The organism is Streptomyces sp. SolWspMP-5a-2 (genome assembly GCF_900091845.1).
Classification (GTDB): domain Bacteria; phylum Actinomycetota; class Actinomycetes; order Streptomycetales; family Streptomycetaceae; genus Streptomyces; species Streptomyces doudnae.
In genome coordinates this window covers 1-12,612 of the sequence record NZ_FMCI01000375.1, presented here as the reverse complement: position 1 = coordinate 12,612, position 12,612 = coordinate 1, and the positions used below count along the sequence as shown (strand labels likewise).

Below are 12,612 nucleotides of genomic sequence, written 5' to 3'. Positions count from 1 at the left end.
CGGTTCGAATCCGGTCGGGGGTACGAACTGGTCTAAACCACATTGGTCTATGGTGTAATTGGCAGCACGACTGATTCTGGTTCAGTTAGTCTTGGTTCGAGTCCAGGTAGACCAGCTCGGATCTGCGGAAACGTAGATCCTCGCCCCCGTTGTGTAGCGGCCTAGCACGCCGCCCTCTCAAGGCGGTAGCGCCGGTTCGAATCCGGTCGGGGGTACGTACGGCAGAGGCCCTCCACTTCGGTGGAGGGCCTCTCGCATGTCCGGGGGCGACGGTGGATTCCCCGAAGGAGAGCCTGCCGCGGCGTTGAGGCCGGCTCTGCCCCTCGGGGTCGCGGATCAGCCCGTGCGGCGCAGGGCCTCGGAGAGCCGGTTCGCCGAATCGATCACGGCCTGCGCGTGCATCCGTCCCGGGTGCCGGGTCAGCCGCTCGATCGGTCCGGAGACCGAGACGGCGGCGACCACGCGGTTGGAGGGGCCGCGCACCGGCGCGGAGACCGACGCGACCCCCGGCTCGCGCTCGCCGATCGACTGGGCCCAGCCCCGCCGCCGCACCCCCGACAGCGCCGTCGCCGTGAAGCGGGCGCCCTGGAGACCGCGGTGCAGCCGCTCCGGCTCCTCCCAGGCCATCAGGATCTGCGCCGAGGAACCGGCCTTCATGGTGAGCGTGGAACCGACCGGGACCGTGTCCCGAAGGCCGGACAGCCGTTCCGCGGCGGCCACGCAGATCCGCATCTCGCCCTGGCGGCGGTAGAGCTGGGCGCTCTCGCCCGTCACGTCCCGCAGATGCGTGAGCACCGGCCCCGCGGTGGCCAGCAGCCGGTCCTCGCCCGCCGCCGCGGCCAGCTCCGCGAGGCGCGGCCCGAGAATGAAACGTCCCTGCATGTCCCGTGCCACCATGCGGTGGTGTTCCAGGGCCACGGCCAGTCGGTGGGCCGTCGGTCTTGCCAAGCCGGTGGCCGCGACCAACCCGGCGAGGGTGGCGGGTCCGGACTCCAGAGCGCTCAGGACAAGGGCCGCCTTGTCCAGAACGCCCACGCCGCTACTGTTGTCCATGAAACGATACTCGCGTCTCACTCTGTGAAACGCAAGTTCATTTTTCCGTGAGACGCGCAACCCTGGTAGGCACAGTGGCCCGTCCAGCGGCGGGCCCGGCGGCGAGTGCCCGGGTACAGGGGCGTGGGCGCCGTCTCCTCATGGATCTCTAGTTGGGCCGACGCCGCCATGCGGTCGGCCGGAGGGAAAGCGATGGGTAGGACACTCGCGGAGAAGGTCTGGGACGACCACGTCGTCCGGCGCGTCGAGGGCGAGCCCGACCTCCTCTTCATCGATCTGCACCTCCTGCACGAGGTGACCAGCCCGCAGGCCTTCGACGGCCTGCGGCAGAACGGCCGCCAGGTCCGCCGCCTGGACCTCACCATCGCGACCGAGGACCACAACACCCCCACCCTCGACATCGACAAGCCCATCGCGGACCCGGTCTCCCGCGCCCAGCTGGAGACCCTGCGCAAGAACTGCGCCGAGTTCGGGGTGCGCCTGCACCCGCTGGGCGACGTCGAGCAGGGCGTCGTGCACGTGGTCGGCCCGCAGCTGGGGCTCACCCAGCCCGGCACCACGGTCGTCTGCGGCGACTCGCACACCTCCACCCACGGTGCCTTCGGCGCCCTGGCGTTCGGCATCGGCACCTCCCAGGTGGAGCACGTGCTGGCCACCCAGACGCTGCCGCTGGCCCGCCCGAAGACCATGGCCATCACCGTCGAGGGCGAACTGCCCGACGGCGTCACCGCCAAGGACCTGATCCTGGCGATCATCGCCCGGATCGGTACCGGCGGCGGCCAGGGCTACATCCTGGAGTACCGGGGCTCCGCCATCGAGAAACTCTCGATGGAGGCCCGCATGACCATCTGCAACATGTCCATCGAGGCCGGTGCCCGCGCGGGCATGATCGCCCCCGACGAGACCACCTTCGCCTACATCGAGGGCCGCGCCCACGCGCCCGAGGGCGCCGACTGGGACGCGGCGGTCGCGTACTGGAAGACGCTCAGGACGGACGACGACGCCGAGTTCGACGCCGAGGTCGTCATCGACGCCGCCGCGCTCTCCCCGTTCGTCACCTGGGGCACCAACCCGGGCCAGGGCGCCCCGCTTTCGAGCGCCGTCCCCGATCCCGCTTCGTACGATGACGCATCGGAGCGCTTCGCCGCCGAAAAGGCCCTGGAATACATGGGGTTGGAGGCCGGTCAGCCGCTGCGCTCCATCGCCGTGGACACCGTCTTCGTAGGTTCGTGCACCAACGGCCGCATCGAGGACCTGCGCGCCGCCGCCGAGATCCTCAAGGACCGCAAAGTCGCCGACGGGGTACGGATGCTGGTCGTCCCCGGCTCCGCGCGGGTCGGCCTGCAGGCCGTCTCCGAGGGGCTGGACGCCGTCTTCAAGGAGGCCGGCGCCGAATGGCGGCACGCGGGCTGCTCCATGTGTCTGGGCATGAACCCGGACCAGCTGGCCCCCGGCGAGCGCTCCGCGTCCACCTCCAACCGCAACTTCGAGGGCAGGCAGGGCAAGGGCGGCCGCACCCACCTGGTGTCGCCGCAGGTGGCCGCCGCGACCGCGGTGCTGGGCCACCTGGCCTCGCCCGCCGACCTGTCCGACGTCCTCGTGCCCGCTGGAGTCTGAGAGCCATGGAAGCATTCACCACCCACACCGGGCGGGCCGTCCCGCTGCGCCGCTCCAACGTCGACACCGACCAGATCATCCCTGCTCACTGGCTCAAGAAGGTCACCAGGGACGGGTTCGAGGACGGGCTGTTCGAGGCCTGGCGCAAGGACCCCGAGTTCATCCTCAACCGCCCCGAGCGGCAGGGCGCCACCGTGCTGGTGGCCGGTCCCGACTTCGGCACCGGCTCCTCCCGCGAGCACGCCGTCTGGGCGCTCCAGAACTACGGCTTCAAGGCCGTCGTCTCCTCCCGGTTCGCCGACATCTTCCGGGGCAACTCGCTGAAGAACGGCCTGCTCACCGTGGTGCTGGAGCAGAAGATCGTGGACGCGCTGTGGGATCTGGCCGAGCGGGACCCGCAGGCCGAGATCACGGTCGACCTCGAAGCCCGTGAGGTGCGCGCCGAGGGCATCACCGCCGCCTTCGAGCTGGACGAGAACTCCCGCTGGCGGCTGCTGAACGGCCTGGACGACATCTCCCTCACGCTCCGCAACGAGTCCGACATCGCGGACTACGAGGCCAAGCGCCCGTCGTACAAGCCGCGGACGGTCCAGGTCTGACCCACCCGGCCCGGACGCGACGGCTTCAGGCCACCGAGACACCCTCTCCTGTACCCCCGATCAGCCCGATCGGGGGTACAGGCGTGTCTGCACCCGAACGGCCCTGTGCGCGCCAAGTCCGCTCGCCAACTTCCCACGTTATAAGGGTTGTTGTCGGGGTAGTCGACCCTTGCGTCCGAGACTTCCGCACCCGCCCGGAAGGCCGTTTGAGGTACCAGTTGCGACCCCCGCAGGCGACAACTCGCCCCAGATGGCACAATCTGTGCATGGGACGCGACGGCCAACTCAAGCTCCGTGCGGCAGTCGCCGACCATCGCAAGGAAGCGCACACAACCGTGCGCGCACTGCAAGTCCCGGAGGGCGTACGGATGGCGCTGACCCGGAAGCTGCCGGTCATTACGGCCGCGGCCAAGCACGATCCCACCGACGCGGCAAGGCGACCGGAGCCGTTCGGCACGACCCCCGACGGGGGTCGATTTCTCACCGAAGAGGAACGCTGAGGACGGCACCGGCAGTCGAAACCGTTGCGGCACAAGGGTGATAAGCCCGTTTCGTGTTTGATTTGCGGTATATATCTGCCTAACGTGCGAAAAAGCCGGAGCGCATTCGTTCCGGCAATGTCTCCGAAGGGGAAGACGTGAACAAGGCGCAGCTCGTAGAAGCGATTGCCGACAAGATGGGCGGCCGCCAGCAGGCCGCCGAGGCCGTCGACGCCGTCCTGGACGCCGTGGTCCGCGCGGTCGTCAGCGGCGACCGGGTCTCGGTCACCGGCTTCGGTTCGTTCGAGAAGGTCGACCGCCCCGCCCGTTACGCCCGCAACCCCCAGACGGGTGAGCGGGTTCGGGTCAAGAAGACGTCCGTGCCGCGCTTCCGCGCCGGCCAGGGCTTCAAGGACCTGGTGAGCGGCTCCAAGAAGCTCCCCAAGAACGACGTCGCCGTCAAGAAGGCGCCCAAGGGCAGCCTCACCGGCGGGGCTTCGGCGACGGTGAAGAAGGCCGCCGCGAAGAAGGCCACCACCAAGGCCGCCGCCGCCAAGAAGACCACCGCGGCGAAGAAGACCACGGCCAAGAAGACCGCCACCGCGACCGCCGCCAAGAAGGCCACCGCGAAGAAGGCGACCGCGAAGAAGGCCACCGGCGCCGCCAAGACGGCCGCGGCCAAGAAGACCACCGCCAAGAAGGCGACGGCCAAGAAGGCCCCGGCGAAGAAGGCGACCGCCACCAAGGCGCCCGCCAAGAAGTCGACGGCTCGCAAGACCACCGCCAAGAAGGCCACCGCTCGCAAGAGGTAAGGGCTGCACGGGCACTCACGCGCCGGGCCGGACTCCCTGTCGGAGTCCGGCCCGCGGCGTGTCCGGGCCCCGCGGGCCGCGCTCAGAACGTCTGGAGCGTCACCAGGGTGATCCGGCGCTCGCCGCCCTCGCCCTCGGTCTCGATCCGCACCCGCTGTCCCGGCCGCAGCAGCCGCAGGCCGCCCGCGTCGAACGCCGGTCCCGCGAAGGGTAGCGGGGTCCCGTCGTCGAGCAGCACCTGTCCGCTGCGGGTCGCGGGGTCGTACGTGTATGCGGTCGCCTGCATGGCCGCAGCCTACTGCCCGGGGATCGCCAGCCGTGCCGTCGCCGCCGCCGTCCGGGGCCCCACCCCCAGTTCGAGGGCCGCCCGCAGATCCCGGCCGGTGTCCACGTCCTGGCGGACCGAGTCCACGCCGTCGAGGCGCAGTTCGACCGCGCCCGAGGCGCGGTGCCGCGCCCGGGAATCCGTACCGAAAGCCGGGAGCAATTCATGGCCGGAGCGCGCCGCGAGCAGCGTGGTGCCCACCCCCGCCTCGTCGGGGAGAAAAGCGCGGGCGAATTCGGCGGCCGCGTCGAGGACGCGCGACAATTCCGCCGGGCGCAATGCGGGCAGATCGGCGTTGAGCGCGGCCACCGGACGCGCGGGACGCCCGGCCCGCACGACGCCCGCCGCGTGCGCCAGGGCCGCGTTCAGCCCCCCGCCCGGCTCGTCGCCGACGATCCACGCGCCCAGCGCCGCGAGTTCCCGCCCGGCGCGGGTGTCGTCCGTGACGACGGCCACATCCCCGACGGCGGCGCAGGCCAGCGCCGCCGCCACGGTGTCCTGGGCGAAGGCGAGGGCGAGCTCCGGGCGCAGTCCGTCCGCGGCCGTGTCCGACAGCCTGCTCTTGGCGTGAGCAAGGGGTTTCAGGGGTACGACCAAGGTCCACTGCACGAGCGTTCCGTCCCTCTCTTGTCGCGGCCATTGTCACTCAGCCGTCACCTGACCCATCTGGCGGTCGCGGAGTCTGGGCGTACGGTGTTCTCGACAGACCGACGGCCCGGGGCGAGACCTGTCCGCTCCCGGACCCTGAAGGAAGGTGTCCGCGTGCCCCGCCGCAGAATCGGCTTCTGGTACCGCTTCGCTGCGGTCCTCTGCAAACCGCCGCTGGTGGTTCTGATCAAGCGGGACTGGCGCGGAATGGAGCACATTCCGGCCGAGGGTGGATTTATCACCGCGGTGAACCACAATTCACACATCGACCCCTTCGCGTACGCGCACTACCAGTACAACACCGGCCGGGTCCCGCGATTCCTCGCCAAGAGCGGGCTTTTCAAGAAGGGATTCGTCGGTGCCGCCATGCGGGGTACCGGGCAGATCCCCGTCTACCGGGAGAGCACCGACGCGCTCAGCGCCTTCCGTGCCGCGATCGACGCCGTGGAGCGCGGCGAGTGCGTCGCCTTCTACCCCGAGGGCACCATCACCCGCGACCCGGACGGCTGGCCGATGACCGCCAAGACCGGTGCCGCGCGGGTCGCCCTGCAGACCAGGTGCCCGGTGATCCCGGTCGCCCAGTGGGGCGCCAACGAACTGCTGCCGCCCTACAGCTCGAAGCCGCACCTCCTGCCGCGCAAGACGCACCGCGTGCTGGCGGGCGAACCGGTCGACCTCTCCCGGTTCTACGACCGGGAGATGACCGCCGACCTCCTCAAGGAGGCGACCGAGGTGATCATGGCGGACATCACCGCGCTGCTGGAGCAGATCCGTGGCGAGAAGGCCCCGCGGACGCCCTACGATCCGCGTCGGGAGCGGATCGAGCAGCGCCGCCGCACCCGCAGCCAGACCGGTCGGAAAGAGGAGAGCGGTACGTGAGCAAGCCCGTCAAGGCAGCGGTTCTCAGCGCGGGTTCGTGGGGCACGTCCTTCGCGATGGTGCTCGCCGACGCCGGGTGCGAGGTCACCCTGTGGGGCCGCCGCCCCGAGGTCGTCGAGGCCATCAACTCCACGCGCACCAACCCGGACTACCTGCCCGGCGTCGAACTCCCGCGCAACGTACGGGCCACCGTCGATCCCGCGGAGGCGGCCGACGGCGCCGACTTCACCGTGCTGTCGGTGCCGTCCCAGACGCTGCGCGAGAACCTCGCCGCCTGGACGCCGCTGCTCGCCCCCGACACCGTCCTCGTCTCCCTGATGAAGGGCGTCGAACTCGGCACGACCATGCGGATGAGCGAGGTCTTCGAGGACGTCACCAAGCTGGGCCGGGACCGGATCGCCGTCGTCACCGGGCCCAACCTGGCCCGCGAGGTCGCCTCCCGGATGCCGGCCGCCGCGGTGGTCGCCTGCACCGACGAGACGGTCGCCCAGCGCCTCCAGGCCGCCTGCCACACCCCGTACTTCCGCCCCTACACCAACACCGACGTCGTCGGCTGCGAGCTGGGCGGCGCGGTGAAGAACGTCATCGGGCTCGCCGTCGGCATCGCGGACGGCATGGGGCTCGGCGACAACGCCAAGGGGTCGCTGATCACCCGCGGGCTCGCCGAGACCACCCGGCTCGGCCTCGCGATGGGCGCCGACCCGCTGACCTTCTCCGGACTCGCCGGGCTCGGCGACCTGGTGGCGACCTGCTCCTCGCCGCTGTCGCGCAACCACACCTTCGGCACCAACCTCGGCAAGGGCATGACCCTCCAGGAGACCATCGCGGTCACCCGGCAGACCGCCGAGGGCGTCAAGTCCTGCGAGTCGGTCGCGGACCTCGCGCGCCGCCACGGTGTCGAGATGCCCATCACCGAGACGGTGGTGGACATCGTGCACGAGGGCAAGCCGCCGATGGTCGCGCTCAAGGAGCTGATGTCGCGCAGCGCGAAGCCGGAACGACGCTGAGCGAACCCGCCCCGTCGACGCTGTCCCAGGCCACTACCACCGGGTACTCTCAACGCGATATGAGCACCGAGAACCTCTCCCACAGCCCTGAGCAGCAGCCTCGCAAGCCGCGGGTGGCCGTCGTGTTCGGCGGGCGCAGCTCCGAACACGGGATCTCCGTGGTCACCGCCGGCGCCGTCCTGCGCGCGATCGACCGGACGAAGTACGAGGTGCTGCCGATCGGCATCACGCGCGACGGCCGGTGGGCGCTCACCGCGGACGAACCGGAGCGGATGGGGATCACCGACCGCCGCACTCCGGACGTCGACGAACTGGCCGAGTCGAGCGAGGGCGGCGTGGTGCTGCCGGTCGACCCCGGCAACCGCGAAGTCGTCTACAGCGAGCCGGGATCGGTGCCCAAGGCGCTCGGCGAGGTCGACGTCGTCTTCCCCGTCCTGCACGGCCCGTACGGCGAGGACGGCACCCTCCAGGGCCTCCTGGAGCTGTCCGGCGTCCCGTACGTGGGCTCGGGCGTGCTGGCCTCCGCCGTGGGCCAGGACAAGGAGTACATGAAGCGGGTGTTCACCTCCTTCGGGCTCAAGGTCGGCCCGTACCTGGTGATCCGCCCGCGCGTGTGGGAGCGCGACGAGTCCGCCGCCCGCCGGACGATCGCGGACTTCGCGGCGGAGCACGGCTGGCCGCTGTTCGTGAAGCCCGCGCGGGCCGGGTCCTCGATCGGCATCACCAAGGTCGACGACCCGTCCGGGCTGGACGAGGCGATCGCCGAGGCCCAGCGCCACGACCCGAAGATCCTCGTCGAGGCGGCCCTCACCGGCCGGGAGATCGAGTGCGGTGTCCTGGAGTTCGAGGACGGCCCGCGCGCCTCGCTGCCGGCCGAGATCCCGCCGCCGGACGCGCACGCCTACTACGACTTCGAGGCCAAGTACATCGACTCCACCCCGGGTCTGGTCCCGGCCCCGCTGACCGACGAGGAGACCGCCGAGGTGCGGCGGCTCGCGGTGGCGGCGTTCGACGCGGCGGCCTGCGAGGGGCTGGTGCGCGCGGACTTCTTCCTCACCGAGGACGGCGAGTTCGTCATCAACGAGATCAACACGATGCCCGGCTTCACGCCGATCTCGATGTACCCGCAGATGTGGCAGGCCACCGGCGTCGGCTACGCCGAGCTGGTCGACCTGCTGGTGAGCGCGGCGCTGCGGCGCCCGACCGGGCTGCGCTGACCCGGGTGCGGCGCCGGTCCCCCCGGCGCCGCCGAGGTCAGGCGATGCCCTCCGGCACCGCCTTCTTGACGGCGGGGGCCAGGTCCACCAGGGGCGCGAGGCCGTCGCCCGCGCGGGCCTTCGGGATCGTCACCTCGACGTACGCCTGGCGCAGCGTCGTGGTGAGGCGGAACGAACCGTCGTCGCGTTTCTGGATCAGCCAGCCCACACCGTTCACCTCGGTGCCGTCCGCCTCCGGATCGTTCATCTCGGCGGGCCGCGGGACCCCGCAGCGCAGTATGATCGCCGGGTTCCCCCAGCCCGCGGTCAGCGCGGACGCGGGTTCGGGATCCCGGCGGTTCTGACCGCCGACCTCGGACGGCAGCGTTCCGTCCAGGTTCTGGCACAGCTCGGTGACCTTCGCTCCCGGGGCGGGGACCGCCGCGCGGGCGCCGTCGTCCGTCGAGGAGCAGCCCGCGGCGGCGGCGATCAGCAGGGCGAGTGCGGGCAGGCCGATGAGCCGGTGAGGGAAGGCGTTCACCGGCTCAAGGGTAGACGGGGGCTACAGATGGACGACCGGGCAGGTCAGGGTGCGGGTGATGCCGTCCACCTGCTGGACTTTCGCGACCACCATGCGGCCGAGGTCGTCCACCGTGTCCGACTGGGCGCGCACGATCACGTCGTACGGACCGGTCACGTCCTCGGCCTGGATGATCCCAGGGAGCTTGCTGATCGTCTCGGCGACGGTCGACGCCTTGCCGACCTCCGTCTGGATCAGGATGTACGCCTGTACCACGGAACCTCCAGGGCGCCACGAGGATCATGTGGGGAAAAGGAACGCCACGGTATCGCGTCGCCGCTCGCCGCGGGGAGACCCGCGGGGGGCGTGACCCGCGCGCCGGGCGCGCCGGTACCGGCAACACCGGGAAGCTCTACGGTCCCCCCGACGGTGTCGAGGACACCCGCGGGGCGCGACCGGGCACGGCACGGGGACAGTCACCGGACAGAAGGGCAGCCAGGGCAATGAAGGGCACTGTTGGTGAGCTGGGGGAGTTCGGGCTCATCAGGGAGCTGACCTCCCGCCTCACCACCACCCCGGCGGTGCGGGTCGGTCCTGGCGACGACGCCGCCGTCGTCGCCGCACCCGACCGCAGGGTCGTCGCCAGCACCGACATCCTCCTGGAGGGTCGGCACTTCCGCCGCGACTGGTCCACCGCGTACGACGTCGGCCGCAAGGCCGCCGCGCAGAACCTCGCGGACATCGCGGCCATGGGCGCGGTGCCGACGGCGCTGCTGCTCGGCCTCGTCGTCCCCGCCGAACTGCCGGTCACCTGGCCGAGCGAGCTGATGGACGGGCTGCGCGACGAGTGCCAGGTCGCGGGCGCCTCGGTGGTCGGCGGTGACGTGGTGCGCGGCGACACCATCATGGTGTCCATCACCGCGCTCGGCGATCTGCGCAACCACGAGCCGGTGACCAGGGCCGGTGCCCGGCCGGGCGACCTGGTCGCGGTGACCGGCTGGCTCGGCTGGTCGGCGGCCGGGTTCGCGGTGCTCTCCCGGGGGTTCCGCTCGCCGCGCGCCTTCGTGGAGGCGCACCGGCGCCCCGAGCCGCCCTACCACGCGGGTCCCGCCGCCGCCGGGCTCGGCGCGACCGCGATGTGCGACGTCAGCGACGGCCTGATCGCCGACCTCGGGCACATCGCCGAGGCCAGCAAGGTCCGCATCGACGTCCGCTCCGGGGCGATCGACATCCCCACCCAGATGAACGACATCGGGCAGGCCGTCGGCGTCGACCCGATGCAGTGGGTGCTGACCGGGGGAGAGGACCACGCGATCGTGGCGACCTTCCCGCCCGACACCAAGCTCCCGGCCCGCTGGAAGGTGATCGGCGAGGTGCTCAACCCGTCGGCGCTGCCCCAGGTGACGGTCGACGGGGCGCCCTGGACCAGCAAGGGCGGCTGGGACCACTTCGGGGACACCGGCGGGATCGGGGAGATCGAGTCGTGACCCCGCCCCGCGTCCTCACCGTGGCCGGTTCCGACTCCGGGGGCGGCGCCGGGATCCAGGCCGACCTGAAGACGATGCTGGCGCTCGGCGTGCACGGCATGAGCGTCGTCACCGCCGTCACCGCGCAGAACTCCCTCGGGGTGCAGGGCGCGTGGCCGCTGCCGGTGGACGTGGTGCGGGCGCAGTACCGCAGCGTGGTCGACGACATCGGGGTGCGGGCGGTGAAGACCGGGATGCTCGCCTCGGCCGAACTGGTCGGGGCGGTCGCCGAGTTGCTCGCCGCCACCGACGCGCCCGCGGTCGTCGACCCGGTGGGCGTCTCCAAGCACGGCGACTCCCTGCTGGCCGCGTCCGCGCTCGCGTCGGTCCGTACGCGGCTGCTGCCGGTCGCCACCGTCGCCACCCCGAACCTGGACGAGGTCGCCCAGCTCACCGGGGTGCGCGTCGGGTCGGAGGGGGAGCTGCGGGAGGCCGCGGCGGCGGTGCTGGAGTTCGGGCCGCGGTGGGTCGTCGTCAAGGGCGGCCATCTCGCGGGGGACGCCGTGGACCTGCTCACCGACGGCACCGAGGAGCACTGGCTGCGCTCACCCCGGCTGGAGAACCGGCACACCCACGGCACCGGCTGCACGCTGGCCTCCGCGATCGCCGCGCAGCTCGCCAAGGGGCGGTCGGTGCCGGAGGCGGTGCGGGCGGCCAAGGAGTACGTCACCGGGGCCATCGCCGCGGGGTTCGCGCTCGGCGCCGGGATCGGACCCGTCGATCACGGGTGGGCGCTCGGCGTGCGGGAGCGCGGGGAACGCGAGGAGTGAGGGAGCGGGACGGGCGCGGGCCGGTGTCGCCGGTCGGCTGCCTCGGCCCGGCCCCGGGCGCAGCAAAAAGCCGATCCACAGGACGTGGACCGGCTTTTCACAGCGAACCGGCAGTGGCCGCGCGCTCACTGAGCGTCAGCGCGAGACCTTGCCGGCCTTGATGCAAGAGGTGCAAGCGTTCACGCGCTTCGGCGTCCCGCCCACCACGGTACGCACACGCTGGATGTTCGGGTTCCAGCGACGGGGCGTACGGCGGTGCGAGTGCGAGATGTTGTTGCCGAAGCCCGGCCCCTTGCCGCAGACGTCGCAGTTGGCAGCCACGGGTCACTCCAAAGACTTCAGATGCACTTACGGATAATCCCGGCATGCCGGGATCGAGATCGGAGGATCTGAGTGGCGCTGCCAGGGGACGGCCCGATCGGATCGGGCAACCGGAGCAGCATACAACGGCTGCGCCAGTACAACGAAACTACCATGGTCGCCGGGGCTCCCGTCCCGGCCCTCTTCCGGCGGGCGGCACCCCGGGGTCTACGCTGCGTCCAGTCCAGCAGCTCAGGGAGGCGCAGGTGGCGCAGGTGCCGCAGACATTCTTCGATGCTCTCGCGGTGCGCACCTGGTGCGGTCTCGCGCTGGAGGCGCTGGGGCGGGCGCGCGAGGAGATCGACGCCATCAACGTGTACCCGGTGGCCGACGGGGACACCGGCACCAACCTCTACCTGACCATGGAGTCGGCGGTCACGGCCGTCGAGGCGGTCTTCGCCGCCCACGGACTGGAGTCGGGCCCCGACCCGCGGCCCACCCTCGCCGACACCGCCCGCGCGATGGCGCACGGCGCGCTCATAGGCGCCCGCGGCAACTCCGGGACCATCCTCGCCCAGCTGCTGCGCGGCATGGCCCAGGTGCTGGCCGCCGACGGCACCCTCCCGCACACGGACGGCCCCGGCCTCCGTCTCGCCCTGCGCCAGGCCGCCGACCGCGCCCGTGAGGCCGTCGCCCACCCCGTCGAGGGCACGGTCCTGACCGTCGCCGCGGCCGCGGCCGACGCCGCCTCGGACACCGACGGCGACTGCGGGACCGTCGCGGCGGCGGCCTACCGGGGCGCCTGGGCCGCCCTCGCCGCGACCCCCGGGCAGCTCGCGGTCCTGGAGCGGGCCGGAGTGGTCGACGCGGGCGGGCGCGGC

16 protein-coding genes and 2 tRNA genes are annotated in these 12,612 nt (G+C 71.6%); 12 read left to right on the top strand and 6 right to left on the bottom strand.

Annotation, left to right across the window (positions count from 1 at the left end; translation table 11 throughout):
- Positions 1–43 precede the first annotated feature (43 nt).
- A tRNA-Gln gene (locus GA0115242_RS37150) sits at positions 44–115 on the top strand.
- A gap of 27 nt (positions 116–142) precedes the next feature.
- Positions 143–215 (top strand) — tRNA-Glu (locus GA0115242_RS37145).
- Positions 216–336: 121 nt separating this feature from the next.
- On the opposite strand, the gene ndgR is transcribed toward GA0115242_RS37145, so the two are convergent.
- Positions 337–1,053 (bottom strand): IclR family transcriptional regulator NdgR, encoded by a 717-nt coding sequence (gene ndgR, locus GA0115242_RS37140; protein WP_093836065.1) that lies wholly within the window; start codon positions 1,051–1,053, stop codon positions 337–339.
- Positions 1,054–1,245: 192 nt separating this feature from the next.
- Here ndgR and leuC point away from each other — a divergent pair, with 192 nt between their 5' ends.
- The 4 genes from leuC to GA0115242_RS37120 all read left to right on the top strand — a co-directional run bounded on the left by leuC (position 1,246) and on the right by GA0115242_RS37120 (position 4,560).
- Positions 1,246–2,670, top strand: coding sequence for a 3-isopropylmalate dehydratase large subunit (gene leuC, locus GA0115242_RS37135; protein ID WP_093836064.1), 1,425 nt, complete (start codon positions 1,246–1,248; stop codon positions 2,668–2,670).
- A gap of 5 nt (positions 2,671–2,675) precedes the next feature.
- The gene (gene leuD, locus GA0115242_RS37130) at positions 2,676–3,269 is read left to right on the top strand and encodes a 3-isopropylmalate dehydratase small subunit (RefSeq protein ID WP_093836063.1); all 594 of its coding nucleotides are present in this window, start codon (positions 2,676–2,678) and stop codon (positions 3,267–3,269) included.
- Between the two features lie 266 nt (positions 3,270–3,535).
- Entirely contained in the window at positions 3,536–3,769 is a 234-nt protein-coding gene (locus GA0115242_RS37125) for a hypothetical protein (protein WP_093836062.1), read from the top strand.
- Between the two features lie 137 nt (positions 3,770–3,906).
- Positions 3,907–4,560 (top strand): HU family DNA-binding protein, encoded by a 654-nt coding sequence (locus tag GA0115242_RS37120; RefSeq protein WP_093836061.1) that lies wholly within the window; start codon positions 3,907–3,909, stop codon positions 4,558–4,560.
- Between the two features lie 82 nt (positions 4,561–4,642).
- On the opposite strand, the gene GA0115242_RS37115 is transcribed toward GA0115242_RS37120, so the two are convergent.
- Positions 4,643–4,846 (bottom strand): hypothetical protein, encoded by a 204-nt coding sequence (locus GA0115242_RS37115; RefSeq protein WP_093836060.1) that lies wholly within the window; start codon positions 4,844–4,846, stop codon positions 4,643–4,645.
- 9 nt (positions 4,847–4,855) lie between these two features.
- Positions 4,856–5,494: a 2-phospho-L-lactate guanylyltransferase gene (gene cofC, locus GA0115242_RS37110; protein ID WP_093836059.1), complete on the bottom strand. Its 639-nt coding sequence runs from the start codon at positions 5,492–5,494 to the stop codon at positions 4,856–4,858.
- Positions 5,495–5,647: 153 nt separating this feature from the next.
- On the opposite strand from cofC, the gene GA0115242_RS37105 reads away from it, so the two are divergent.
- Genes GA0115242_RS37105 through GA0115242_RS37095 form a run of 3 tightly spaced genes read left to right on the top strand, consistent with a single transcriptional unit; the run spans position 5,648 to position 8,636 of the window.
- On the top strand, positions 5,648–6,412 hold the full coding sequence (locus GA0115242_RS37105) for a lysophospholipid acyltransferase family protein (protein ID WP_093836058.1): 765 nt from the start codon (positions 5,648–5,650) through the stop codon (positions 6,410–6,412).
- Positions 6,409–7,419, top strand: a complete 1,011-nt coding sequence (locus GA0115242_RS37100) for an NAD(P)H-dependent glycerol-3-phosphate dehydrogenase (protein WP_093836057.1) — start codon at positions 6,409–6,411, stop codon at positions 7,417–7,419. Before GA0115242_RS37105 ends, GA0115242_RS37100 begins: the two co-directional genes overlap by 4 nt.
- 59 nt (positions 7,420–7,478) lie before the next feature.
- Entirely contained in the window at positions 7,479–8,636 is a 1,158-nt protein-coding gene (locus tag GA0115242_RS37095; RefSeq protein WP_093836056.1) for a D-alanine--D-alanine ligase family protein, read from the top strand.
- Positions 8,637–8,673: 37 nt separating this feature from the next.
- On the opposite strand, the gene GA0115242_RS37090 is transcribed toward GA0115242_RS37095, so the two are convergent.
- The gene (locus tag GA0115242_RS37090; protein WP_093836055.1) at positions 8,674–9,156 is read right to left on the bottom strand and encodes a DUF3515 domain-containing protein; all 483 of its coding nucleotides are present in this window, start codon (positions 9,154–9,156) and stop codon (positions 8,674–8,676) included.
- Between the two features lie 21 nt (positions 9,157–9,177).
- On the bottom strand, positions 9,178–9,411 hold the full coding sequence (locus GA0115242_RS37085; RefSeq protein ID WP_093836054.1) for an Lrp/AsnC ligand binding domain-containing protein: 234 nt from the start codon (positions 9,409–9,411) through the stop codon (positions 9,178–9,180).
- A gap of 227 nt (positions 9,412–9,638) precedes the next feature.
- Between GA0115242_RS37085 and GA0115242_RS37080 the strand changes: the two genes are divergently transcribed.
- Together GA0115242_RS37080 and thiD are read left to right on the top strand one after the other, a co-directional pair.
- Complete coding sequence (locus tag GA0115242_RS37080) at positions 9,639–10,622, top strand: thiamine-phosphate kinase (protein WP_093836053.1); 984 nt, start codon at positions 9,639–9,641, stop codon at positions 10,620–10,622.
- Positions 10,619–11,431: a bifunctional hydroxymethylpyrimidine kinase/phosphomethylpyrimidine kinase gene (gene thiD / locus GA0115242_RS37075; RefSeq protein WP_093836052.1), complete on the top strand. Its 813-nt coding sequence runs from the start codon at positions 10,619–10,621 to the stop codon at positions 11,429–11,431. Before GA0115242_RS37080 ends, thiD begins: the two co-directional genes overlap by 4 nt.
- 135 nt (positions 11,432–11,566) lie before the next feature.
- On the opposite strand, the gene rpmB is transcribed toward thiD, so the two are convergent.
- Complete coding sequence (gene rpmB, locus GA0115242_RS37070; RefSeq protein WP_004924906.1) at positions 11,567–11,752, bottom strand: 50S ribosomal protein L28; 186 nt, start codon at positions 11,750–11,752, stop codon at positions 11,567–11,569.
- A 245-nt stretch (positions 11,753–11,997) separates the two neighbouring features.
- On the opposite strand from rpmB, the gene GA0115242_RS37065 reads away from it, so the two are divergent.
- On the top strand, positions 11,998–12,612 hold a 615-nt coding region (locus GA0115242_RS37065; RefSeq protein ID WP_141721901.1), incomplete at its 3' end, for a DAK2 domain-containing protein.

Coding starts and splice junctions, on each gene's coding strand:
- ndgR (WP_093836065.1), bottom strand. CDS start 1,053: ATGGACAACAGTAGCGGCGTGGGCGTTCTGGACAAGGCGGCCCTTGTC.
- leuC (WP_093836064.1), top strand. CDS start 1,246: ATGGGTAGGACACTCGCGGAGAAGGTCTGGGACGACCACGTCGTCCGG.
- leuD (WP_093836063.1), top strand. CDS start 2,676: ATGGAAGCATTCACCACCCACACCGGGCGGGCCGTCCCGCTGCGCCGC.
- GA0115242_RS37125 (WP_093836062.1), top strand. CDS start 3,536: ATGGGACGCGACGGCCAACTCAAGCTCCGTGCGGCAGTCGCCGACCAT.
- GA0115242_RS37115 (WP_093836060.1), bottom strand. CDS start 4,846: ATGCAGGCGACCGCATACACGTACGACCCCGCGACCCGCAGCGGACAG.
- GA0115242_RS37095 (WP_093836056.1), top strand. CDS start 7,479: ATGAGCACCGAGAACCTCTCCCACAGCCCTGAGCAGCAGCCTCGCAAG.
- GA0115242_RS37080 (WP_093836053.1), top strand. CDS start 9,639: ATGAAGGGCACTGTTGGTGAGCTGGGGGAGTTCGGGCTCATCAGGGAG.